The 20943-nt window shown below is 69.9% G+C and carries 21 protein-coding genes; 11 read left to right on the forward strand and 10 right to left on the reverse strand.

Annotation, left to right across the window (positions count from 1 at the left end; translation table 11 throughout):
* The first annotated feature begins 67 nt into the window (after nt 1-67).
* Both ACZ5WE_RS17650 and ACZ5WE_RS17655 read left to right on the forward strand, forming a co-directional pair.
* A complete protein-coding gene (locus tag ACZ5WE_RS17650) occupies nt 68-664 on the forward strand; it encodes a TetR/AcrR family transcriptional regulator (protein WP_467688929.1) in 597 nt (198 codons plus the stop codon).
* 326 nt (nt 665-990) lie between these two features.
* Complete coding sequence (locus tag ACZ5WE_RS17655; protein WP_467689215.1) at nt 991-2457, forward strand: sensor histidine kinase; 1467 nt, start codon at nt 991-993, stop codon at nt 2455-2457.
* A gap of 179 nt (nt 2458-2636) precedes the next feature.
* On the opposite strand, the gene ACZ5WE_RS17660 is transcribed toward ACZ5WE_RS17655, so the two are convergent.
* Both ACZ5WE_RS17660 and ACZ5WE_RS17665 read right to left on the reverse strand, forming a co-directional pair.
* Nucleotides 2637-2894, reverse strand: a complete 258-nt coding sequence (locus ACZ5WE_RS17660; RefSeq protein ID WP_016639615.1) for a WhiB family transcriptional regulator — start codon at nt 2892-2894, stop codon at nt 2637-2639.
* A gap of 318 nt (nt 2895-3212) precedes the next feature.
* Entirely contained in the window at nt 3213-4181 is a 969-nt protein-coding gene (locus ACZ5WE_RS17665; protein WP_467688930.1) for a diacylglycerol/lipid kinase family protein, read from the reverse strand.
* Nucleotides 4182-4204: 23 nt separating this feature from the next.
* Between ACZ5WE_RS17665 and ACZ5WE_RS17670 the strand changes: the two genes are divergently transcribed.
* A complete protein-coding gene (locus ACZ5WE_RS17670) occupies nt 4205-4726 on the forward strand; it encodes a hypothetical protein (RefSeq protein ID WP_467688932.1) in 522 nt (173 codons plus the stop codon).
* 79 nt (nt 4727-4805) lie between these two features.
* Here ACZ5WE_RS17670 and ACZ5WE_RS17675 read toward each other — a convergent pair whose 3' ends face one another.
* From ACZ5WE_RS17675 to ACZ5WE_RS17685, 3 genes are all read right to left on the reverse strand, one after another.
* On the reverse strand, nt 4806-5849 hold the full coding sequence (locus ACZ5WE_RS17675; protein WP_467688933.1) for an RNA polymerase sigma factor SigF: 1044 nt from the start codon (nt 5847-5849) through the stop codon (nt 4806-4808).
* Nucleotides 5850-5866: 17 nt separating this feature from the next.
* On the reverse strand, nt 5867-6280 hold the full coding sequence (locus ACZ5WE_RS17680; RefSeq protein WP_135332116.1) for an ATP-binding protein: 414 nt from the start codon (nt 6278-6280) through the stop codon (nt 5867-5869).
* Nucleotides 6281-6527: 247 nt separating this feature from the next.
* Nucleotides 6528-6788 (reverse strand): UBP-type zinc finger domain-containing protein, encoded by a 261-nt coding sequence (locus ACZ5WE_RS17685; RefSeq protein ID WP_467688934.1) that lies wholly within the window; start codon nt 6786-6788, stop codon nt 6528-6530.
* 46 nt (nt 6789-6834) lie between these two features.
* On the opposite strand from ACZ5WE_RS17685, the gene ACZ5WE_RS17690 reads away from it, so the two are divergent.
* Nucleotides 6835-8433, forward strand: a complete 1599-nt coding sequence (locus ACZ5WE_RS17690) for a Na+/H+ antiporter (RefSeq protein WP_467688935.1) — start codon at nt 6835-6837, stop codon at nt 8431-8433.
* Here the strand turns inward: ACZ5WE_RS17690 and ACZ5WE_RS17695 are convergent.
* The 3 genes from ACZ5WE_RS17695 to ACZ5WE_RS17705 all read right to left on the reverse strand — a co-directional run bounded on the left by ACZ5WE_RS17695 (nt 8412) and on the right by ACZ5WE_RS17705 (nt 10393).
* Nucleotides 8412-9350: a 1-aminocyclopropane-1-carboxylate deaminase/D-cysteine desulfhydrase gene (locus ACZ5WE_RS17695; protein ID WP_467688937.1), complete on the reverse strand. Its 939-nt coding sequence runs from the start codon at nt 9348-9350 to the stop codon at nt 8412-8414. The two genes, ACZ5WE_RS17690 and ACZ5WE_RS17695, sit on opposite strands and share 22 nt — an antisense overlap.
* A 66-nt stretch (nt 9351-9416) precedes the next feature.
* Nucleotides 9417-10007, reverse strand: a complete 591-nt coding sequence (locus ACZ5WE_RS17700) for an N-acetylmuramoyl-L-alanine amidase (protein ID WP_467688939.1) — start codon at nt 10005-10007, stop codon at nt 9417-9419.
* A 137-nt stretch (nt 10008-10144) separates the two neighbouring features.
* Nucleotides 10145-10393 (reverse strand): hypothetical protein, encoded by a 249-nt coding sequence (locus ACZ5WE_RS17705; protein ID WP_467688940.1) that lies wholly within the window; start codon nt 10391-10393, stop codon nt 10145-10147.
* Nucleotides 10394-10636: 243 nt separating this feature from the next.
* Here ACZ5WE_RS17705 and ACZ5WE_RS17710 point away from each other — a divergent pair, with 243 nt between their 5' ends.
* From ACZ5WE_RS17710 to ACZ5WE_RS17735, 6 genes are all read left to right on the forward strand, one after another.
* Nucleotides 10637-12043, forward strand: a complete 1407-nt coding sequence (locus ACZ5WE_RS17710) for a family 2B encapsulin nanocompartment shell protein (RefSeq protein WP_467688941.1) — start codon at nt 10637-10639, stop codon at nt 12041-12043.
* A 129-nt stretch (nt 12044-12172) separates the two neighbouring features.
* Nucleotides 12173-13219, forward strand: a complete 1047-nt coding sequence (locus ACZ5WE_RS17715; RefSeq protein ID WP_467689217.1) for a family 2 encapsulin nanocompartment cargo protein polyprenyl transferase — start codon at nt 12173-12175, stop codon at nt 13217-13219.
* 231 nt (nt 13220-13450) lie between these two features.
* The gene (locus ACZ5WE_RS17720; protein WP_467688943.1) at nt 13451-14122 is read left to right on the forward strand and encodes a GNAT family N-acetyltransferase; all 672 of its coding nucleotides are present in this window, start codon (nt 13451-13453) and stop codon (nt 14120-14122) included.
* Nucleotides 14123-14178: 56 nt separating this feature from the next.
* Nucleotides 14179-15006 carry an ANTAR domain-containing protein gene (locus tag ACZ5WE_RS17725; RefSeq protein WP_467688945.1) on the forward strand — a complete coding sequence of 276 codons (828 nt, stop codon included), beginning with the start codon at nt 14179-14181 and terminating at the stop codon, nt 15004-15006.
* A 59-nt stretch (nt 15007-15065) separates the two neighbouring features.
* Nucleotides 15066-15710 carry a dihydrofolate reductase family protein gene (locus tag ACZ5WE_RS17730; RefSeq protein ID WP_467688947.1) on the forward strand — a complete coding sequence of 215 codons (645 nt, stop codon included), beginning with the start codon at nt 15066-15068 and terminating at the stop codon, nt 15708-15710.
* Between the two features lie 356 nt (nt 15711-16066).
* Nucleotides 16067-17215: a GNAT family N-acetyltransferase gene (locus tag ACZ5WE_RS17735; RefSeq protein WP_467688948.1), complete on the forward strand. Its 1149-nt coding sequence runs from the start codon at nt 16067-16069 to the stop codon at nt 17213-17215.
* A gap of 23 nt (nt 17216-17238) precedes the next feature.
* On the opposite strand, the gene ACZ5WE_RS17740 is transcribed toward ACZ5WE_RS17735, so the two are convergent.
* A complete protein-coding gene (locus ACZ5WE_RS17740) occupies nt 17239-17706 on the reverse strand; it encodes a pyridoxamine 5'-phosphate oxidase family protein (protein ID WP_467688950.1) in 468 nt (155 codons plus the stop codon).
* A 72-nt stretch (nt 17707-17778) separates the two neighbouring features.
* On the opposite strand from ACZ5WE_RS17740, the gene ACZ5WE_RS17745 reads away from it, so the two are divergent.
* Nucleotides 17779-18717, forward strand: a complete 939-nt coding sequence (locus ACZ5WE_RS17745; RefSeq protein ID WP_467688952.1) for a sigma-70 family RNA polymerase sigma factor — start codon at nt 17779-17781, stop codon at nt 18715-18717.
* Between the two features lie 22 nt (nt 18718-18739).
* On the opposite strand, the gene ACZ5WE_RS17750 is transcribed toward ACZ5WE_RS17745, so the two are convergent.
* Nucleotides 18740-20767 carry a GTP-binding protein gene (locus ACZ5WE_RS17750; protein ID WP_467688954.1) on the reverse strand — a complete coding sequence of 676 codons (2028 nt, stop codon included), beginning with the start codon at nt 20765-20767 and terminating at the stop codon, nt 18740-18742.
* Between the last annotated feature and the right edge of the window lie 176 nt (nt 20768-20943).

The following is a 20943-nucleotide window of genomic DNA, read 5'->3' on the forward strand; positions in this document are numbered from 1 at the left end:
GTCGTTACAGAAAGAACCGTAGCGGATGCCGCGCCGTTTTTCTAGCGGCCGCTATACAATTCACTCCATGGCGACGAAACAACGCGGACGCCCCCGCTCCTTCGACCGCGAGACCGCGCTGGAGCAGGCCCTGCGCACCTTCTGGGAACAGGGGTACGAGGCGACATCGGTCACGGATCTCACCCGCGCCATGGGCATCGGCGCCCCCAGCATGTACGCGGCCTTTGGTGACAAGCAGTCACTGTTCGAGGAGGTCGTGCTGCTGTACGGGCAGACGCACGGCTCCTTCGGCGAGCGCGCGTTCGCCGAGGAGCCGACCGTCCGCGGCGGAGTCGCGCGCATGCTGTACGAGGCCGCCGACAAGTACACGGAAGCCGGGCACCCGCACGGTTGCCTGGTCATCTGCGCTGCGACGAACTGCACGACACCGGAGATCGAGGCCGGCCTGCGCGAGCGGCGCAACGCCAACGTCAGCTCCATCGAGTCCCGCATCAAGGCCGCCGTCGCCGCGGGCGAGCTTCCCCCGGAGACCGACGCCCCCGCCCTGGCCCGCTATACCGGCGCCATGCTGCAGGGCATGTCCCAGCAGTCCCGCGACGGCGCGAGCCGACAGGATCTTGAAGCGGTCGCCGAGCTGGCCATGCGGGCCTGGCCCGAGGTATAAGTCCGCTGAGCGGCAAGTGAAGAAAGAGACAACAACAAACATCTGCCGACGCATGGACACAAGTGAATGGTCTAGTCCACAATGCGTTGGTAAAGCATCCGCCCTTCCCGCACAGGAGGGCGGACCGAGGAACCGGCACTCTCTGCCCTGACCGTGTCGGATCCTCCGATCGGCCGTCCGGTACCGCACATTCCGGTGGTCGGTGTTCCTGAAGGGCTGCGGTGCCGTGGGTGGGTTGAGGGTCCCGCCCTGGCGCCGCGGCTCGTCGGGAATCTCCCGGAGCGGGCCCGCCGGACGTGCCAGGTACGCTCGCACACGTGCCCTCCATGAACGACCTCGTACGCCAGCACACCGCTCTCGGTGACTCCGATCTCGAGTGGCTGCATCTGCTGGTCTCGGAGTGGCAGCTGCTCTCCGACCTCTCCTTCGCCGACCTGGTGCTGTGGGTCCCCACCCGTGACGGCACCCGCTATGTCTCCGTGGCGCAGATGCGGCCCAACACCGGACCCACCTCCTACCAGGACGACATGGTCGGCCACCTCGTCCCGCGCGGCCGCCGCCCGCTGCTCGACGCCGCCCTGGACGAGGGCCGCATCGTGCGCGAGGGCGACCCCGAGTGGCGCGAAGAGGTCCCGGTGCGGGTCGAATCCATCCCCGTACGCAGGGAAGGACGCGTTCTTGGGGTCATCGCCCGCAACACGAACCTGCTCACGGTGCGCACTCCCTCGCGTCTCGAGCTGACCTACCTCCAGTCGGCGTCCGACCTGGCCCAGATGATCGCCGCGGGGTCCTTCCCGTTTCCAGGCCAGCAGGTCGACATGGACGCGTCCCCGCGCGTGGGCGACGGTCTGCTCCGGCTCGACGCCGACGGCATCGTCCAGTACGCGTCGCCGAACGCGCTCTCTGCCTACCACCGACTCGGCCTCGCCGCCGACCTGGTCGGCCACCACCTCGGCACGGCGACCGCCGAACTCGCCCCGTCCCGCGGCCCGGTGGACGAGGCACTCGCCAAGGTCGCCAGCGGCTGGGCGCCCCGCGAGTTCGAGATCGAGGGCGGCGATGGAGTGATCCAGCTCCGGGCGATCCCGCTCAAGCCCAAGGGCCCGCGCATCGGCTCGCTCGTCCTGCTCCGCGACGTCACTGAACTGCGCCGTCGCGAGCGGGAGTTGATCACCAAGGACGCGACCATCCGGGAGATCCACCACCGGGTGAAGAACAACCTCCAGACGGTCGCCGCGCTCCTGCGCCTCCAAGCCCGCCGCATCGACTCCGCCCCCGGCCGCGAAGCCCTCGAAGAGGCCGTACGCCGCGTGGGCTCCATCGCCATCGTGCACGAGACGCTGTCCCAGAACCTGGACGAGCGCGTGGAGTTCGACGAGATCGCCGACCGCGTCCTCGCGATGGTCGCCGAGATCTCGCCCGGCAAGGTCACCGGCCGGCGCACCGGACGCTTCGGCATCCTGGACGCCGAGGTCGCGACCCCGCTGTCGATGGTCCTCACGGAGGTTCTGCAGAACGCCCTGGAGCACGGCTTCCAGGAAGGGGACACCGGCACGGTAGAGGTCTCGGCCGTGCGCGGCGGCACCAGCAAGGACGCCCGACTCCTCATCACCGTCCAGGACGACGGCGTCGGCCTGCCCGACGGCTTCGATCCACACCGCTCGGGCAACCTCGGCCTTCAGATCGTCCGCACCCTGGTCGAGGGCGAGATGGGCGGCACGTTCGACATGGTGCGGGCCCCGGAGCGCGGCACGCAGGTCGTCCTGGACATCCCGGTGAGCGCCGACAAGTAGCGCACTCACGTACGAAAGCAGCGCATACGCAAAGCAGTGAGCCCCGGACCGAAGTGGTCCGGGGCTCACTGCTCACGTTGCGTTGCGCATCGGGGGTACTGCGCGGCTGCGGCTCGGGGGCGGGAGATGCGTACTCGCTGTACGCGCCGCCGGGCTCAGGCTCGTGGGGGGCGTGAGCGTCAGGCGCTGGCCTGGCGTGCACGGTTGCGAGCGGCGCGGCGCTTCATTGCGCGGCGCTCGTCCTCGCTGAGGCCACCCCAGACGCCGGAGTCCTGGCCGGACTCGAGCGCCCACTGCAGGCACTGCTCCATGACGGGGCAGCGGCGGCAGACGGCCTTGGCTTCCTCGATCTGCAGCAGCGCAGGACCGGTGTTGCCGATGGGGAAGAAGAGCTCGGGGTCTTCCTCGCGGCAAACGGCGTTGTGACGCCAGTCCATGGCTGCTACCTCTCCTTGGTATTACATGCAGGTTGCTTGTGAATGTGAACGCTTTCACGAATCCCTCGACGACGGAAGGGACGTTCGTCACATACGCGACGATGTCCTATGCGTTGAGGAGGGGGTTCTGGCTTTCTGTGGGGCCGATGTTGCGGGCCGTCCCGATCGCCATGTAGAGATTCGCAAACCTCGGCGGCGGATACAACCCCTTCCGGCAAGTTTTTTTTGATTCCTCAGTGTCGGCTGGGTCACAGCCGTACTTCCATGGGGTGGACCCTGGCCTAAACGTTCGAGTGAAAGGACTTTGGGCCCTTCTACTCACACAATCACACGCAGTGCACGGCGTACGCCTGTGAACGTCACGCTCGTGCGCAGCCCCAGGTGGTCACCGTCCATCTGGAGGGGGAGCGGGACCTTCGAATGCAAGGTGAAGTCGGTGAGGTCATGGAGCGTAACCGCGTGCTTGCCGTGAGGTCCGCGATCCGGCGTCGACGTCAGGAGCTGGGTGCCGTACCGGGCCACCGCCGAGGTCGAGAGCCTGCTCAGACCGAGCACATCCAGGCCCGTGTCGAAGGAGGCCTGGGGGGACGCGTACATCGGGCGATTGCCCAGGTAGGTGTAGGGAGAGGTATTGCAGACTATGGAGAGCACGAGGTCGGTCACCGGGTCCTCGCCGGCCCGTTCCAGGGTGATCATTCCGTGCCTGCGGTGCGGCTCGTCGAGGAACTGACGGAACACCTGGCGCAAATACAGCGCATGGGTGGACCGTTTCCCGCGCTCCCTCTGTTGTTCGACACGTCCCACCACTCCGGCGTCGAAACCGAATCCGGCGGCGAACGTGAACCAGCGCGCGGGCACGGCTTCGTCCTCCGTGCCGGGGGTCCCCGACACCTGGCCCAGGCTCACTGTCCGTTCACTTCCCTCACGCAGTGCGTCGAGCAGTGCGCCGGTCGCCTCCACGGCGTCGTTGGGCAGACCGAGGGCGCGTGCGAAGACGTTGGTGGAGCCGCCGGGGACGACGGCCAGGCGCGGCAGACGGGCCGGGTCGGGGCCGTTGTGCAGCAGGCCGTTGACGACCTCGTTGACCGTTCCGTCCCCGCCGAGGGCGACGACCAGTTCGATGTCCTTGCTCTCCGCGGCCTGTCTGCCGAGGTCCCGGGCGTGGCCGCGGTACTCCGTGGTGACCGCTTCGAGTTTCATCTCGCTCGCCAGCGCGTGGATCAGTACGTCACGCGTGCGCGCGCTGGTGGTGGTTGCCGCCGGGTTGACCACAAGGAGTGCACGCATGCGAAGCAGAGTACCTAGGGGTCATGAACCGGCCTAGACCGAGGGGGCGGACCGGAGGCCGGAGCGCGGACACGCACAGCTACCCTGCAAGGGTGAGTACACAGCGGAACCCCACCCCCGAAGCCCCGGAATCAGGCCCGCGTCCCGGCCGTCTGACGGCCGCCGCGGCCCTTGCCGCGCTGGAGGGCGTCGCACTCATCGTCGCCGGTGTCTACATGCTCGTGATGGGCCTCGCGGGTGACCCCGACAACCCGGAACAAGCCACGACGGGCGGCATCACGCTGATCGTCCTCGCGCTCCTGCCCCTGATCGCCGCCCGCGGCCTCCTGCGCCGCCGCAGCTGGAGCCGGGGGCCCGCCATCATCACGCAGATCATGGCGCTTCCGGTGGCCTGGCAGCTGCTGCAGGCCGACAGCATGGCGATCCCGGCCGGGATCGCGCTCGCCGCCGTCGCGGTGGCCGCGCTCGTCCTGCTGGTCAACCCGGCCACGACCGAGGCACTCGGCATCAAGGGCCCGGGGAACGTACAGGACGACGTGAAGTAGCCGTCCCGCGCGAGACCGGTCTTCTGAACGAGACAGACCTTCCGAAGGAGCAGACCAGGAGGGGCGGTCTGCTCCTTCGTCACTCCTCCACGAGGAGCTTCTCGCGCAGCTGCGCGAGCGTGCGGGCGAGAAGCCGGGAGACGTGCATCTGGGAGATGCCGACTTCCTGGGCGATCTGCGACTGCGTCATGTTGCCGAAGAACCGCAGCAGCAGGATGCGCTTCTCGCGCGGTGGAAGGTCTTCCAGGAGCGGTTTGAGGGATTCCCTGTACTCGACGCCCTCCAGGGCCTCGTCCTCCGAGCCCAGGGTGTCCGCGACCGCCGGGGACTCGTCGTCCGTGTCCGGGACGTCCAGGGACAGCGTGGAGTAGGCGTTGGCCGACTCCAGGCCCTCCAGGACCTCCTCCTCGGAGATGCCCAGCTTCTCGGCGAGCTCGTGCACCGTGGGCGAGCGGCCGTGCAGCTGGGACAGCTCGGCCGTCGCCGTGGTCAGGGCGAGCCTGAGCTCCTGGAGACGCCGCGGGACCCGGACCGCCCAGCCCTTGTCGCGGAAGTGACGCTTGATCTCACCGACGACCGTGGGCGTCGCGTACGTGGAGAACTCCACGCCGCGCTCCGGGTCGAATCGGTCCACGGACTTGATCAGACCGATCGTGGCGACCTGCGTCAGGTCGTCAAGGGGCTCGCCGCGGTTGCGGAAGCGGCGGGCCAGATGCTCGACAAGCGGCAGGTGCATGCGGACCAGCTTGTTGCGCAGGTCCGCGTACTCGGGACTGCCGTCCTTCAGCTCGCGCAGCTCGATGAACATCGCGCGTGCGCCGCTGCGGTCCTGCGGATCGTGCCGGGTGTGCTGCTGCTCACCGTGTTCGCTCATGTATCCCGCCCGTTGCGCGCCGCCCCGGACGGAGGGCTTTGCGCGCTCCTCCTGGGCGGTCGGCTCTGCCTGCTCCGACGCGTCAGCCACAGTCGACGGACCCGGCTGCTCCGGGTCCTCGGGGTGCGGCCTGGCCTGCTGCTCGGGGATGCCGGTGAGCGCCGGCTCCGCGGGGGCCTCGCGCCCCCTCGTCGGCGTCCCTCCCCGGCCACCGGGCAGACCCCGTGTGCCGCGCTCTTCGTCCCGCACCGGCCCCTCCCCGCCCCTCACGCCGGCCCGGGTCCCGCGCCGCGCTTCTTGTAGAGACTGATCGAGACGGTGTTGTCCTCGGCCACGGAGGAGTCGACCTGACCCGCGAGGGCGGACAGCACTGTCCAGGCGAAGGTGTCCCGCTCCGGGGCCCGGCCGTCGGTGGTCGGCGCCGAGACGGTCACCTCCAGGGAGTCGTCGACGAGCCGGAAGACGCAGCTGAGCACCGAACCGGGCACGGCCTGCTGGAGCAGGATCGCGCAGGCCTCGTCGACCGCGATGCGGAGGTCCTCGATCTCGTCGAGAGTGAAGTCCAAACGCGCCGCGAGACCGGCCGTGGCCGTACGCAGCACCGACAGGTAGGCACCCGCAGCCGGAAGGCGGACCTCGACGAAGTCCTGATTCCCGGGCTCGCCTGCGATCTGGGACACCCTCACCTCCAAGGTGGTACAAGCACTTTCGGGGCTCCAGGTCCGCCGTCCACCGGCGGTCCGGACTGCGTCACACGGGTAACGCACCACGTAGTTATGCGGTGACGCTACCGCGCTCCCCAGTTCCGTGTCCCGGGGACCCCGCTCCGTTGCTGTCACTCATAGTAAGCCTAAGGGTACGGAGAGTGGCTAGGGGTCGCGCGGTCCCAATTGGAGAGTACGGGCGTCGGGTTGACGTACCCAGGCCTCAGACGATCGAACCGTCCACGAAGCACCAACGCCAGCTCTCACCCGGTTCGAAGGTCCTCATCACCGCGTGCCCGGTGTCCTTGAAGTGTGCCGTCGCGTGCCGGAAGGGCGAGGAGTCGCAGCAGCCCACATGGCCGCAGTCCAGACAGAGCCGCAGTTGCACCGGGTGACTGCCGACCGCGAGGCACTCCGGACAGGTCTCGCTCAGCGGCGCGGGCTCGGGGTGCGGCAGCGCTGCCACATGCGGGCACTCGTTCATGATTGCCAGGTTACGACGGGATCGCGTATCGCGGAGGGCCTGACCGATGGACGTACTGCCCCTGGTGGCACTGATCGCGGCGAGTGCCGCGGTGGCCGGAGCCGCGCGCCGGACCCCGGTGCCCGCGCCGCTGCTGCTCGTCGCGGTGGGGCTCGTCGCCGCGTACGTGCCCGGGGTTCCGGACTACCACCTGGACCCGCACATCGTGCTGCCGCTGATCCTGCCGCCCTTGCTGCACACCGCGGCCCTGGAGAGCTCGTACCTCGATCTGCGCGCCAACGTCAGACCCGTGGCACTGCTCTCGGTCGGGTACACGCTGTTCGCGACCCTGGCCGTCGGCTATCTCGCGTATCTGCTGATCCCCGATCTGCCGCTGACCGCCGCGCTGGTCCTCGGCGCGGTGATCGCGCCGCCGGACGCGGTGGCGGCCACGGCCATCGCGCGGAAGGTGGGGTTGCCGTCGCGGATCACCACGATCCTGCAGGGCGAGTCGCTGGTGAACGACGCGACCGCGATCACCGCCTTCAAGGTCGCGCTCGCCGCGGCGGTCGGTGAGGGCGCGAGCTGGGGCGGCGGGGTCAGGGAGTTCCTGGTGGCCGCGGTCGGCGGGGTCGGTGTCGGGCTGATCCTCATGGTGCCGATCCACTGGCTGCGCAGGCACATGAAGGAGGCGATGCTGCAGAACACCCTCTCCTTGCTCATCCCTTTCGTCGCGTACGCGGCCGCGGAGCAGGTCGGTGCTTCCGGAGTGCTCGCCGTGGTCGTCGTCGCCCTGTTCCTCGGGCACCGCTCCTGGGAGGTCGACTTCGAGACGCGGCTCCAGGAGGCCGCCGTGTGGAAGGTGGTGGCGTTCATCCTGGAGTCGGCGGTCTTCGCGCTCATCGGCCTGCAACTGCCGGTCGTGCTCAAGGGGCTCGGCGAGTACAGCGGGCTCCAGGCGGCCTGGTACGCGCTGGGGGTCTTCTTCTTCGTCGTCCTCGTGCGCTTCGCGTGGTCGTACCCGGCGACCTATCTGCCGCGGATCCTGTCGACGCGCATCAAGGAGCGGGAGTCCGACATGGACTGGCGGCGGCCGCTGATCGTCAGCTGGGCCGGGATGCGCGGAGTGGTGTCGCTGGCGATCGCCTTCTCGATCCCGCTCGTCATGGACGACGGGGAGCCGTTCCCCGCACGCAACCTCGTCCTGTTCCTGACCTTCACCACGGTGATCGGCACATTGGTCGTGCAGGGGCTCTCGCTGCCGTGGCTGATCCGGGTCCTGAGACTTCCGGGGCGTGACACGCAGGCGGAGACGCTCGCGGAGGCGCAGGCGCAGAACGCCGCCTCGCAGGCCGCGGAGCGGCGGGTGGACGAACTCATGCGGGACGAGCGCAATCGGCTCCCAGAGCCCCTCCAGGACCGTCTGCGCACCGTCCTCGAACGGCGCCGCAACTCCGTGTGGGAGCGGCTCGGTCAGTCCAACCCGGTGACGGGGGAGTCCGCCGACGACACCTACCGCAGGCTCGCCCGGGAGGCGATCGCCGCGGAGCGGGAGGTGTTCGTGACGATGCGGGACGAGCGGCGCATCGACGACGAGATGATGCGGACGCTGCTGCGGAAGCTGGACCTGGAGGAGGCGGCGGCCTACCGGGAGGTCGAGGACTGAGCCGTGGGCGGCACCGGGTCCGTGGCGGTGATCACGGCCGTGACGTTGCTGCCGGGGGGAAACGCGCCCTCTTCGGAGAGGGCTGTCAGCGCGTAGAGGAGCTTGGCCACATAGACGCGCTCCACGGGGAGGCCGTGCCGGTCCTCGAAGTCGTGCGCGAACGCGGTGAGTTCAGGGGATGTGCGGGCGTAGCCACCGAAGTGGAAGCGCTCGTCCAGGCGCCAGTTGGCGGTGGGGGAGCCGAAGGCCAGCTGCTGCAGTGCCTGTATCTCGGGGCCGAGGAAGCCGCCCTTGAGTACCGGTATGCCGAGCGCGCGCTGGTGCGGGGCGAGGCCCGCGGCCATGCCGGCCAGGGTGCCGCCGGTGCCGCAGGCCACGGCCGCCGTGTCGGTGCGGCCGCGCAGCTCCTCGCCCAGGGCCATGCAGCCTTGTACGGCCAGGGAGTTGCTGCCCCCTTCGGGGATGACGTAGGGGTCTTCGGCGCCTGTCGCGTGCAGGAGGGCGGCCAGGACTTCAGGATCGGTCTTCCTGCGGTACGTCGCCCGGTCGATGAAGTGCAGGCGCATTCCGTCGGCCGCGCAGTGCGCCAGCGACGGGTTCAGGGGGCGGCCCGTGAGTTCGTCGCCGCGGACCACGCCGATGGTGTCCATGCCGAGGAGGCGGCCCGCCGCGGCGGTCGCCCTGAGGTGGTTGGAGTAGGCGCCGCCGAAGGTCAGCAGGGCCGTGTGCCCCGCCGCGACGGCGGCGTCCAGGTTCAGGAAGAGCTTGCGGTACTTGTTGCCCGGGAGGTCCGGGTGGATCAGGTCGTCCCGCTTGAGTGCGAGGGTGACGCCGTGCCGCGCGAACCGGTCGTCCTGGAGCTCTAGGAGCGGGGACGGAAGCCGGGGGCGCGGGGTGGTCGGCGGGGTGGTGCTCACCCCGCCATTCTGCCCGGCACCGTGCAGGCGGGCACGGTCACGGTCCGCCCGCTCGGGGCACGTCTCCTACTTGAGCCGTTCCTCGACGCGCTCCCGCATGGCGTTCATGGTGAAGCCCTTGGGGTCGATCTTGCCCGGCTGCCATTCGAGGTGGCCGATCACTGAGCGGTGGGTCCAGCCGTGGTGGCGGCAGATGGCCGCCGACACCCTCTCGATGGCGACCAGCTGCGCCTCGGGCCACGGATCCTCGCCGTCGCCGAGGTTCTCGCACTCGAAGCCGTAGAAGTGGCGGTTACCGTCGGTGTTCGCCTCGTTGTCCGGCGGGAGCGCCTTCTCGGCGATGACCGCGCGCAGGACGTCGTCGTCGCCCAGGCCCGCGTGGTTGGCGCGGCCGTACCCGACGAGGTGGACGCGGCCGTCCTTGGTGATGACGCCGTGGCAGAGCGGGCCGGGCAGCGAGGCATACCCGTCCCGGCAGATCTCCACCGTCCGCTGACTGCCCGACGTGACCGTGTGGTGGATCATCACGCCGTGCACGGGCCCCCACGGCCCCTTGTGGTTGCGGTTGTGGTGAGGCCAGTCGCCGACTTCGACGACCGTCACACCTTCGTCCTTGAGCACGTCCAGGAACTTGCCCGCGGACATGGGTGGGGCCATGGCCGACTCCTTTGCGGAGCACGACGGCCGCCTGCCGCGGACCGTCTTGTATGCCCGCTTTTACCGGAACCACGGTGCCCGGACCAGCCGTTCGGACGTATTCCGTTGCTGTTCGGGCACCGTGCGAGCCGATTTGGTCAGCCGCGGTGGTCCCCGCTGTGCAGGAACGCGTCGCCGTTCGTCGCGATGTGGGCCTCGAGTGCCCGCAGAGCCTGCTGCGTGGCCTCGGGGGTTCCCGTGCCGTGCTGCTGTGCGTAATACGCGGCGCCCAGCTTCTTCAGGAGGTCGCCGCCCGTGCGCTGCGCCTGGACCTCGTCGATCTTCTGCTTGCCCTGCGTGAGTCCGCGCTGCGCCTGTTCCTTGGCGCGATCCAGGAAGCCTGCCATTGCCGTCTCCTACGGGGGTGCGGAGTGGTGCATATCGGTACGAACAGTATCGGCCGCTGTGTCCTGTTCAACGGATGCACCGATCTTGGAGTTCCCCGTCCCCGAGAACCCCGTTCCTGGTACGCGGGTGAGTGCCCCGCTTTCGCCTGGTCCATTCCCGCTCGTTTGTGTAATGGCGCCGACACGCACCGTGCTGGAAGGGTTGTCGGCGCAGATCAGCGCTTGATCGGGAGGGCATAGCCAATGTCGGTAGGCGAAGAGGTCCGTGCGGAACAGTCCGAGCCGCAGCAGAGCTTGGGTACGTCGGCCGCGCGGAATCTGGCCACCACCACCAAGTCCGCGCCGCAGATGCAGGAGATCAGCTCTCGCTGGCTCCTGCGGACGCTGCCGTGGGTGCAGGTGCAGGGCGGCACGTATCGAGTGAACCGGAGGTTGAGTTACTCGGTCGGTGACGGCCGGGTGACGTTCGTGAAGACCGGAGACCGGGTCCAGGTCATCCCGGCGGAGCTCGGCGAACTGCCGATCCTGCGGGATTACGAGGACGTCGAGGTCCTGGGGGAGCTGGCCCAGCGCTGCCAGCAGCGGGAATTCGCCGCGGGGTCGGTCATCACCTCCTTCGGGAGTCAGGCCGACGAGGTGTTCCTGCTCGCGCACGGCAGGGTCGAGAAGATCGGCACCGGACCCTACGGGGACGACACGGTCCTCGGGTCGCTCGCCGACGGTTCCTACTTCGGCGAGCAGGCACTGCTCGACCCGGAGGCCATCTGGGAGTACACGACGCGCGCGGTGACCGCGTGCACCGTGCTCACCCTGCCCCGCGAGGACCTGGAGCAGGTCGCCGAGCGCACGGATTCGCTGCGCGAGCATCTGAGGCGGCTGCGGTCCATTCCGGCCCAGCGGACCAATAAGTTCGGCGAGTCACCCATCGACCTCTCCGCCGGACACATCGGCGAAGCCGTGCTGCCGGGCACCTACGTCGACTACGAGTCAGCGCCCCGTGAGTACGAACTGAGCGTCGCCCAGACCGTTCTGCGCGTCCACACGCGCGTGGCCGACCTCTACAACCAGCCGATGAACCAGACCGAGCAGCAGCTGAGGCTCACGGTCGAGGCGCTCAAGGAGCGCCAGGAGCACGAGCTGATCAACAACCGCGAGTTCGGGCTGCTCAACAACTGCGAGTACGAGCAGCGGCTGCAGCCACACGACGGCGTGCCGAGCCCGGACGACATGGACGAACTGCTCAGCCGCAGGCGAGGATCGAAGCTCTTCCTGGCCCACCCGCGCGCGATCTCCGCCTTCGGCCGCGAGCTCAACAAACGCGGGCTCGTGCCGGAGACCATCGACATGGGCGGCCACCGCATCCCCACGTGGCGGGGGGTCCCGATCTATCCGTGCAACAAGATCCCGGTCACCGAGGCCCGCACCACCTCGATCATCTGTATGCGTACGGGCGAGGAGGAGCAGGGCGTCGTCGGTCTGCACCAGGTCGGCATCCCGGACGAGATCGAGCCGAGCCTGTCCGTGCGCTTCATGGGGATCAGCGAGCAGGCGATCATCTCGTACCTCGTGTCGACCTACTACTCCGCGGCGGTCCTGGTGCCGGACGCGCTGGGCGTGCTGGAGAACGTCGAGATCGGCCGCTGGCGGTGAGGCCGTGTCTGCGGGCATGCCGCCGGGTACACCCCTTCCGTACGCGCCCGCAGGCCCAGGAAACGCCACCGTCCGCATCCTCCCCGGGGTGAGTCCATGACGGACACGACGACGGACATGACCACGGACATGAAGCAGCACGAGGAGCACGCGGGGCACGAATCGTCCGAAGCGGCGGAAATCCTGGCATCGGCGCGCGCGTGCGTCGACCCGGAGCTGCGCCGGGCGATCGACTCGCTGCCCGGAGCCATGCGCCGCATCGCGCTCTACCACTTCGGCTGGGAGAACGCGGACGGCACACCAGCGGCCGGGCACGCGGGCAAAGCGATCAGGCCCGCGCTCGTGCTCGCCGCGGTCCGGGCGCTCGGCGGGGATCAGACCACGGCTGTCCGGGCGGCGGCAGCGGTGGAGTTGACCCACAACTTCACCCTGCTGCACGACGACGTCATCGACCGCGACACCACCCGCAGGCACCGGCCCACCGCATGGACCGTGTTCGGCGAACCCGACGCGATCCTGGCCGGTGACGCGCTCCAGGCGCTGGCGCAGCGGCTGCTCGCCGAGGACCCGCACCCCGGGGCCCCGGCGGCAGCCGCCCGGCTCGCCGCCTGCGTGGTGGAGCTCTGCGCGGGCCAGCAGGCGGACGGCGCGTTCGAGCGGCGCGGCCCCGATGAGGTCACGCTCGACGAGTGCCTCGCCATGGCCGAGGCCAAGACGGGGGCGCTGCTCGGCTGCGCCTGTGCGCTGGGGGCGCTGTACGCGGGAGCGGGGCGAAGCGAGGTGGAGGCGCTCGACGGGTTCGGCCGTGAGGCGGGGCTAGCCTTCCAGCTCATCGACGACGTGATCGGCATCTGGGGCGATCCGGGGCACACGGGCAAGCCAGCGCGTGCCGACCTCGCGGCCCGCAAGAAGTCCCTGCCGGTGGTCGCGGCGCTGGCCTCCGGCACCCCGGCCGCCGCCGAACTGGCCGAGCTGTACGGACGCCCGTCGGTCGACGGCGACCTGGACCGCATGGCGCACGCCGTCGAGACGGCGGGCGGCAGGGACTGGGCGCTCCTGCACGCGGGCGACCGGATGTCCCGCGCGATCAACCAGCTCGCCGGCGCGGTGCCGGTCCCGGAGACGGCGGGCAGCCTGCTGGCGCTCGCGGAGTTCGTGACGCGGCGCACGCACTAGACGTACGGAGACGTACGGAGACGTACAAGGACGTGCGGAGAGGAGACGGACCCGCCACCACGGGCTGAACAGGACGGCCGAACGTGACCGCCGTGCCCCGCACCCCGCCGAGATCCGGTCAGGGTGCGGGGCTCGCCCGTGTGCCGGGGCCCGATCACCTAGGCTGCAACCGAGGCAACCGGTGGGGAAGTAAGCGCAGTTGAGCGCGGACGAGGGGCAAAGGGGCGGGCTGTGGGCGTAGTCATCCGAAGGGCGGGGGAGAGCGACAGAGCGGACGTGGTCCGGCTGCTCGACGAGGCGTTCCGAGACGATCCGGTGAGCAGCTGGGTCTTCCCCGGTGAGGAGTACCGTCGCCGCAGGCACGGCGCTCTCATGAACGCCTTCTACGACCTCGCGCTGAGCCAGGGCTACGTGGACATCGCGGAGGACGGCGCGGCCGTCGCGCTGTGGTGGTCCGTCCCCGCAGACGAGGACGCGGGCGCTGACCCGAGCGCGGGCGCTGACCCGAGCGCGGGCGGGGGCGGAGAAGAGGGTCCCGCGCAGCTGCGCGCGGCCATCGACCCGGACAACGCGCGGATCGAGGAGATCGGCCGGCTGACCGGTGAGTCGCATCCGACCGACCGCCCCCACCAGTACCTGCACATGATCGGCGTGAGCCCGGAGCGGCAGGGCGAAGGGCTCGGCTCCGCACTGATCGGCTCCGTGCTCGAACGCTGCGACAGGGAAGGACTGCACGCCTATCTGGAGGCGAGCAGCGGCCGCAGCCGCGCGCTGTACGCACGGCTCGGATTCCATTTCACCGGCAAGGCCATCGACCTGCCGGACGGCCCGCACCTGTGGCCGATGTGGCGGGATCCCCAACCTTTCGGCACGGACGGTGGCGACACGGGCCGATTCGCATAAAGTCGTCGAAGCACCGCTGTGTTGCCCGTAGACACAACGAAGGGGGGACGAGCCCCATGTCCCGCGAAATGACCCGTGAGGTGTCCGGCGACACGTCCCGCGAGCGACTTCTGGCGGAGGCATTCGTGGAGATGGCCGACTCCTTGACTGACGATTCCGGCGTCGCCGAATTCCTGCAGAGCCTGGCCGTGCGCTGCGTTGAGCTGCTCGGCGTCTCGGCGGCGGGCGTCCTGTTGGCCGAGTCCCAGGGCGAGTTGAGGCTCGTCGCGGCGTCCGGCGAGCACGCCTGGGTGCTCGATCTGTACGCCCTGCAGCAGGAGCAGGAGCAGGAGCAGGAGCAGGAGCAGGAGCAGGAGCAGGAGCAGGAGCAGGAGCAGGAGCCGTGCCGTGACTGCTACCGCTCCGGCACGGCGCACACGAACATCGCGCTCCACGGCCTGGAGGCGACCACCGCCTGGCCGCGGTTCGCGGCGCGCGCCCAAGAGGCCGGGTACGCGATGACGCAGGTGCTGCCCCTGCGCCAGGGTGATCGGGTGCTCGGGACGCTCAATCTGTTCCAGGCGAAGCCGACCGTGCTAGGCCCCGACGAGATCGCGCTCGCGCAGGCTCTCGCGGATGTCGCCACGATCGCGATACTCCAGCGGCGTTCCCTGGAACAGAGCGAGATTCAGCGCGGCCGGTTGCAGGAGGCCCTCACCAGCCGGATCGCCGTCGAGCAGGCGAAAGGCGTGCTCGCCGAACGCTGGAAGTGCACGGTGGACGAGGCGTTCGGGGCGTTGCGGCGCCATGCGCGGGCGAACCGGCTGCGGCTCGCGGAGTGCGCGCGGCAGGTGGTGTCGGGGGAGCTCGACACGGAGGGAATTCGCCGGGGGTGGCGCGGGTGACGCGGGTGCTCCCCTCGGTGCCGAACATGAAGAAGCGCAATTCGAGTCAGGGAGACGCCTTGCGAAAGCTCATCTACTTCGTCGCCGTGTCGATCGACGGCTTCATCGGTGACCGGAGTGGCGACGGCGGATCCTTCATGCCGTTCGTGGACGAGGAGTTCCTGGAGTTCCTCAAGGCGGAATACCCGGAGACGATTCCGACCGGCGGCCGCCGGAGCCTCGGTATCGAGGACGCGGAGAACAAGCATTTCGACACGATCGTCCAGGGCAGGGGCAGTTACCGCTTGGCCCTGGACGCCGACATCACAAGTCCGTACGGGCACCTGCGCGAGTACGTGGCGTCCACCACCCTCGACAAGTCGCCCGACCCGAATGTCGAGATCATCTCGCGAGACCTGGTGGGCAGGGTCCGCGAACTCAAGCAAGAGGAAAGCGAGTTCGACATCTGGCTTTGCGGTGGCGCGAAAATCGCGGGGGAGCTGCGGGACGAGGTCGACGAGTTGGTCATCAAGACGTACCCGGTGCTTCTGGGGACCGGCATGCCGATGTTCGACGAGAGCGAGAGCGAGAGCGAGAGCGAGAGCGAGGGCGACGGCGCGGGTGCGGGTACGGGTGCGAAGACCGTGATCAGTGAGTTCGCGCTCGACGCGTCCCGGGTCTTCGGCAACGGCGTCGTCGTGCGGACGTACCGAAGGAAGCGCTGACGGCTGGGCTTTCCGGCCGGCCCGTGCCACAACCCACGCTGCGACGCGTGCGTCGACGAACCCGTGGAGCGCCGACGGCGCGAAGGGCGTGGGGAAGCTGAAGCGGCCGAGGCCGAGGTCGAGACAGGGCCCGCGCCCGCGCGCTCCGACGACGACTGAGCACGGCACGACGGGCGTGACGGCGGTGCGAACGGAGACACCGTGGGGGCCGTGGGAGCCGGCCCCGCTCGCCGAGATCGCCGCCCGGTTCGCGCAGTCCCGCGTCCCGTGGTGCATCGCGTGGACCAGGACCGGGCGCGGGCCCATGTGAGGAGGGTGCTCGGCGACGCGTAGCCGGGCATCTGCATCATGGGCTCATGGACATGACCGAGCTGGATCAGTTTCCGACAGCCGGGACCGCCCCCTCGCCCCGCGCGCAGCACGGCGAAGCCCCGCGCGTCCCCCGCGTCCGCCGCGCTCGTCCCGCCGACCTCCCCCGCATCGTGGAACTGGTCGCCGAGCACGCCGTGTACGAGAAGAGCACGCCGCCCGCCGCAGGCCTGGAGCGGCGCCTGGACGTCCTTCTCTTCGGGGTGCCGGACCCGCGTCTGCGCTGTCTGGTGGCCGAGCTGCCCGGTGGGGAGGTCGTCGGTTACGCGACGTGTGCGCCGGAGATCTCCACCTGGGACGGCGCCGAGTACCTCCACATGGACTGCCTCTTCCTGCGTGACGGACATCGGGGCCGCGGCCTCGGCGAGCTCCTGACGGACGCGGTGGCGGCCGAGGCCCGTGCCCTTGGCCTCACCGAGGTCCAGTGGCAGACGCCCGCGTGGAACGAGGGCGCGATCCGCTTCTACGGCCGGATCGGCGCCGACGCCAAGGAGAAGCTTCGCTTCGCCTGGCAGGTGCCGCCGCTGCCGTTCGACGCCGTCCTCTGCGATCTCGACGGCGTGATCCGCTTCTACGACATGTCGGTGGTGGAGGAGATGGAGCGCGCCGCCGGCCTGCCCCACGGCAGCACCGCCGAGATCGCCTTCGCGGCCGAGACCGACCTGCCGCTGATGCTCGGGCGCATCGGCAAGGCGGAGTGGGTGGACGCGATCGCGCGCGGCCTCGCGGACCGGGTGCCCCATGAGCGCGGGCACGCCCTGGGCGCCGCGCTGGCCGAGGCCGGGTTCTCCGCCGACGCCACCGTGGTGGACCTGCTCCGGCGGGCCCGCGGGCACCTGCACGTGGCGCTCGTGACGAACGCGACCCCCTGGCTCGACGACGACCTGGCCGAACTCGGCATCGCCGACCTCGCGCACACCGTGGTCGGCAGCGCCGGCGTCGGCATCGTCAAGCCCGACCGCCGGATCTACGAGATCGCCGTGGAGCGGACCGGGGTCCCCGCCGAGCGCTGCCTGTTCGTGGACGACCGCAAGGAGAACGTGGACGCGGCCGTCGCGCTCGGCATGACCGGGCTCCACTACACGGGCCCCGATGACCTCAGGGAGGCGCTGGCCCCGGTGCTCGGCCGGGGCTGACTGCGGCCTGCGGCGCCGCAGGGCTACTTCACCGTCCACCGCCCGCCCAGCATCAGCTCCCGGCCCTCCAGCTCGTCGGCCTCGCGCCAGGCCTGGAGCCGCTGCGGGGTGATGCGGAAGTAGGCGTACACGGTGTCGAGCTTGCGCGGGTCGAAGCCCGTCTTCTCGGCGAAGTCATCACCGGCCTCGGGAGTCAACTCGCCCTCGCCCAGGGCGCGTACGGCGCCCTCGATGAGGACGACGTCGCGGGTCGGGCCGAGGCCGACCCGCGCCTTGCCGGCCGCCCGGAGGTTGCGTCCGGTGACGCTGGCATCCGGGGTGGCCACCAGCAGGCTCTCGCCGTCCCAGAGGAAGGACAGCGGGATCAGATACGGGGTTCCGCTGTCCGCGTCGGCCGTGGCCACCCAGGCGTCGATGTCGTGGGCGAGGCGGTGCAGGGCGTCCCGCTTGCGCTGCTCGGGCGCGCGGGGCCCTGGCGTCTGCGTGTTCATTACTGTTTGCCTCCAAGTGCGCTGGCACGGTGCGTCACTTCTACGACGTACCGCGACGAGGGAATGTGACAGATGGACCAGAACAAGGCAGCGGTGGACCGGAACAGATCCGCGGTGGACCAGGACGAGGCGCTGGCGGCCCGATTCGAGGAGCACCGGCCGCATTTGAAGGCTGTCGCCTATCGCATGCTCGGTTCGCTCAGCGAGTCCGAGGACGCGGTCCAGGAGTCCTGGATACGCCTCAGTCGCTCCGACATCGGCGAGGTGGTGAACCTGGGGGGCTGGCTGACGACGGTCGTCGGCCGGATCTGCCTCGACATGCTGCGTACGCGGCAGTCGCGGCGCGAGGAGTCCCTGTCCGTATCGGTGGACACCCATGTGCCGGACCCGGTGGTCAGCTGGGGAGATGTGGTCGACCCCGAGCAGGAGGTGCTCCTCGCCGACTCGGTGGGCCTCGCGCTGCTCGTCGTCCTTGAGACACTGGCGCCCGCCGAACGCCTCGCGTTCGTGCTGCACGACATGTTCGCCGTGCCCTTCGACGAGGTCGCCCCGATCGTGGAGCGCACCCCGGCCGCGACCCGGCAGCTCGCGAGCCGGGCCCGCCGCCGGGTGCAGGGCTCCGCGCCCGTCCCCGACAACGACCCCGTACGCCAGCGCGAGGTCGTCGGCGCCTTCCTCGCGGCCGCTCGGGGCGGCGACTTCGACGCGCTGCTCGAACTGCTCGACCCGGATGTGGTGTTGCGGGCCGACACCGGCGAACTGGCCTCCGGCCTCTCGCAGTTGGTCCGGGGCGCGTCGGTGGTGGCCGGGCAGGCGGCGATGTTCAAGCAGGCGGCGCCGACCACCGAGATCGCGCTCGTCAACGGCCGCTACGGCATGGTCGGAGTGCCGGACGGCGAGGTCGTATCGGTCATGGAGTTCACGATCGCCAGCGGCAGGATCGTCGAGCTCAACATCCTCGTCGACCCCGCCCGCGTGCGCGCCCTCGGCCTGCCCGCCTTCCGGCGCTGAGCAGCTCCCTGGCCCCGCGCGGCTAGCGCCGGACACCCGCCACCTCCCGCAGGTACTCCTTGCGGCAGAGCGGGTTGCGGTCGGTCCGCGGCCGGTCCGGGGCCTCGCCCCGGACCGGCTGGTACCGCTCGAAGGCGGACTCCAGCTCGCCCTCGCCGTGCGTCAGCGAGGGCAGCAGCTGCTCGAGCTCGTGGACGCGGGCCGCGGGGATCTCACCCTCGACCTCGTACGAGGCTCCGCGTGCCGTCTGGGTGTGCGGGACCGCCCGCAGCCGTGAGAGCGCGGGCAGGAGCTGCCCGAACACGTCGTCCGGGACGCTGAGCCGGAAGTGGTGCAGCGGTTCGTGCACTTCGGTGCCCGCCCGTCGCAGCGCGCTCAGGAGGACCAGCGGAGTCAGCTGCCGGAAGTCGCCGGCCGTGCTCGACATGCTCTTGTCGAAGGTGCCGTGCGCGTGGCTCTGCCGGGGCCAGTACCCCGAGTGCGTCATGGTGACGACGCAGTCGTCGACCTCCCACCCGTGGACCCCCTGGTGCAGGGCTTCGCGCACGCTCTCCTCGACGGCGCGGAAGAACGCGTACGGCATCGAGCCGAGCTCGACCTCCAGGCGGAACTCCACGCCGGAACCCGGCGGACCGGGATCGACGCGCAGGCCGACGGTGGCCAGGAAGGGGTTGTCGTCCTTGTCGATGATCTCGAAGGCGGACCCGCTCCCGGTCACGCGCTCCACGCAGATGGTCGTGGTCTCGCGGAACGTGACGTCGATGCCGTACTCGTCGAGGAGTGTCGCCTGGATGACCTCCTTCTGGACCTCGCCGTACAACGACACGTGGACCTCCTGGCGGAGATCGTCCTGTCGCAGATTGATCAGCGGGTCCTGCTCGGCGAGCTGGGCGAGCGCGAGGTGCAGGGCGCCCTTGTCGCCGGGGCGGGTGGGGACGACGACGGTTTCCAGGGTGGGCGGCGAGAAGTGGTGCCGACCGTCTCCGCCGCCTCTCCCGTCCACGTGCGTGGCGCCGACGACATCACCGATCCGGATGTCGCCGAGCCCCCACACCTTCCCGATCTGCCCCGCGAGAACGCCCTCGCGCGCGGTGGCGGACCCGCGGTCGAAGACGCTCACCGCGGTGACCTTGCCCTCGCGCCCGCCGCCGAACGGCAGCCGGTCCCGCGTGCGGATCATCCCCGCGAACATCCGGACGTACGCGACCTTCTCCCCGGCGTCCCCGCGCTCGACCTTGAAGACGGTGCCGGACGCCGGGTCGTCGGCGCGCAGGGAGCCGTCCGCGGACGGCAGCAACTCCCGGATGCCCGCGATGAGTGCGCCGACGCCCGCTCCGGTGGCGGCCGAACCGAAGAACACCGGGTGCACCAGGGCCCGCTCGGTCTGCCTGGCGAGTTCGGCGCGCAGGCGCCCGTAGGAGAGCCCCGCCTCGTCGTCGACGTACGCGCGGAGCAGGTCGTCGTCGTGCGTGGCGAGTACGTCGACGAGGCGGGCGGTGAAGGAGGGGTCACCGTCGTCGAAGGGTACGAAGGCCCCGTCACGACCGCCGAGGCCGTGGACCGCCCCCATGGGCACGATGTCCGCCACGAGCCGCTCCGAGATGTCCCGCAGCAGATCCTCGTGGCGCGCGCCGCGGCGGTCGATCTTGTTCACGAAGACGAGCGTGGGAATGCGGAGCCGCCGCAGCGTCCGCATGAGTACGCGGGTCTGCGCCTGGACGCCCTCGACCGCGGAGATGACGAGTACGGCGCCGTCGAGCACGCTCAGCACCCGTTCCACCTCGGCGATGAAGTCCGGGTGCCCGGGGGTGTCGATGAGATTGACCGTGACGTCGTCGACGGCGAAGGAGACGACGGCGGACTTGATCGTGATGCCGCGCTGCCGCTCCAGGGCGAGTGAATCGGTCTGGGTGTTGCCCGCGTCGACGCGACCGATCTCGTCGATGACACCGGCGGCGTGCAGAAGCCGCTCGGTCAGGCTGGTCTTACCGGCGTCAACGTGCGCCAGGATCCCCAGATTCAGGGAGTTGGTCGTGCTCGGCGTATGCACTGAGTGTCATGTCCTCTGGGTTGATGGCAGTTCCCTTCTGGCTGGACATGAACGAACGGCGCATTGCGTCTCCTTGACGGGTCGGGGCGTACAGAGAGTGCAGCAGGAGGCGGGCCGCGAGGGCAACTGATTTACCCGGCGTCGCGACGGCAGGGCGGGCGACCGGCCCCGCAGGT

Source organism: Streptomyces sp. NPDC033180 (assembly GCF_055577645.1).

What these genes read in the sequence shown, in the direction of transcription:
- ACZ5WE_RS17660 (WP_016639615.1), bottom strand. Translation starts at nt 2,894, where the DNA reads ATGGACTGGCGTCACAACGCCGTTTGCCGCGAGGAAGACCCCGAGCTC.
- ACZ5WE_RS17665 (WP_467688930.1), bottom strand. Translation starts at nt 4,181, where the DNA reads ATGCGTGCACTCCTTGTGGTCAACCCGGCGGCAACCACCACCAGCGCG.
- ACZ5WE_RS17705 (WP_467688940.1), bottom strand. Translation starts at nt 10,393, where the DNA reads ATGGCAGGCTTCCTGGATCGCGCCAAGGAACAGGCGCAGCGCGGACTC.
- ACZ5WE_RS17725 (WP_467688945.1), top strand. Translation starts at nt 14,179, where the DNA reads ATGTCCCGCGAAATGACCCGTGAGGTGTCCGGCGACACGTCCCGCGAG.
- ACZ5WE_RS17690 (WP_467688935.1), top strand. Translation starts at nt 6,835, where the DNA reads ATGGACGTACTGCCCCTGGTGGCACTGATCGCGGCGAGTGCCGCGGTG.
- ACZ5WE_RS17700 (WP_467688939.1), bottom strand. Translation starts at nt 10,007, where the DNA reads ATGGCCCCACCCATGTCCGCGGGCAAGTTCCTGGACGTGCTCAAGGAC.
- ACZ5WE_RS17685 (WP_467688934.1), bottom strand. Translation starts at nt 6,788, where the DNA reads ATGAACGAGTGCCCGCATGTGGCAGCGCTGCCGCACCCCGAGCCCGCG.
- ACZ5WE_RS17745 (WP_467688952.1), top strand. Translation starts at nt 17,779, where the DNA reads ATGGACCAGAACAAGGCAGCGGTGGACCGGAACAGATCCGCGGTGGAC.
- ACZ5WE_RS17740 (WP_467688950.1), bottom strand. Translation starts at nt 17,706, where the DNA reads ATGAACACGCAGACGCCAGGGCCCCGCGCGCCCGAGCAGCGCAAGCGG.
- ACZ5WE_RS17710 (WP_467688941.1), top strand. Translation starts at nt 10,637, where the DNA reads ATGTCGGTAGGCGAAGAGGTCCGTGCGGAACAGTCCGAGCCGCAGCAG.
- ACZ5WE_RS17655 (WP_467689215.1), top strand. Translation starts at nt 991, where the DNA reads ATGAACGACCTCGTACGCCAGCACACCGCTCTCGGTGACTCCGATCTC.
- ACZ5WE_RS17715 (WP_467689217.1), top strand. Translation starts at nt 12,173, where the DNA reads ATGAAGCAGCACGAGGAGCACGCGGGGCACGAATCGTCCGAAGCGGCG.
- ACZ5WE_RS17650 (WP_467688929.1), top strand. Translation starts at nt 68, where the DNA reads ATGGCGACGAAACAACGCGGACGCCCCCGCTCCTTCGACCGCGAGACC.
- ACZ5WE_RS17670 (WP_467688932.1), top strand. Translation starts at nt 4,205, where the DNA reads ATGAACCGGCCTAGACCGAGGGGGCGGACCGGAGGCCGGAGCGCGGAC.
- ACZ5WE_RS17735 (WP_467688948.1), top strand. Translation starts at nt 16,067, where the DNA reads ATGGACATGACCGAGCTGGATCAGTTTCCGACAGCCGGGACCGCCCCC.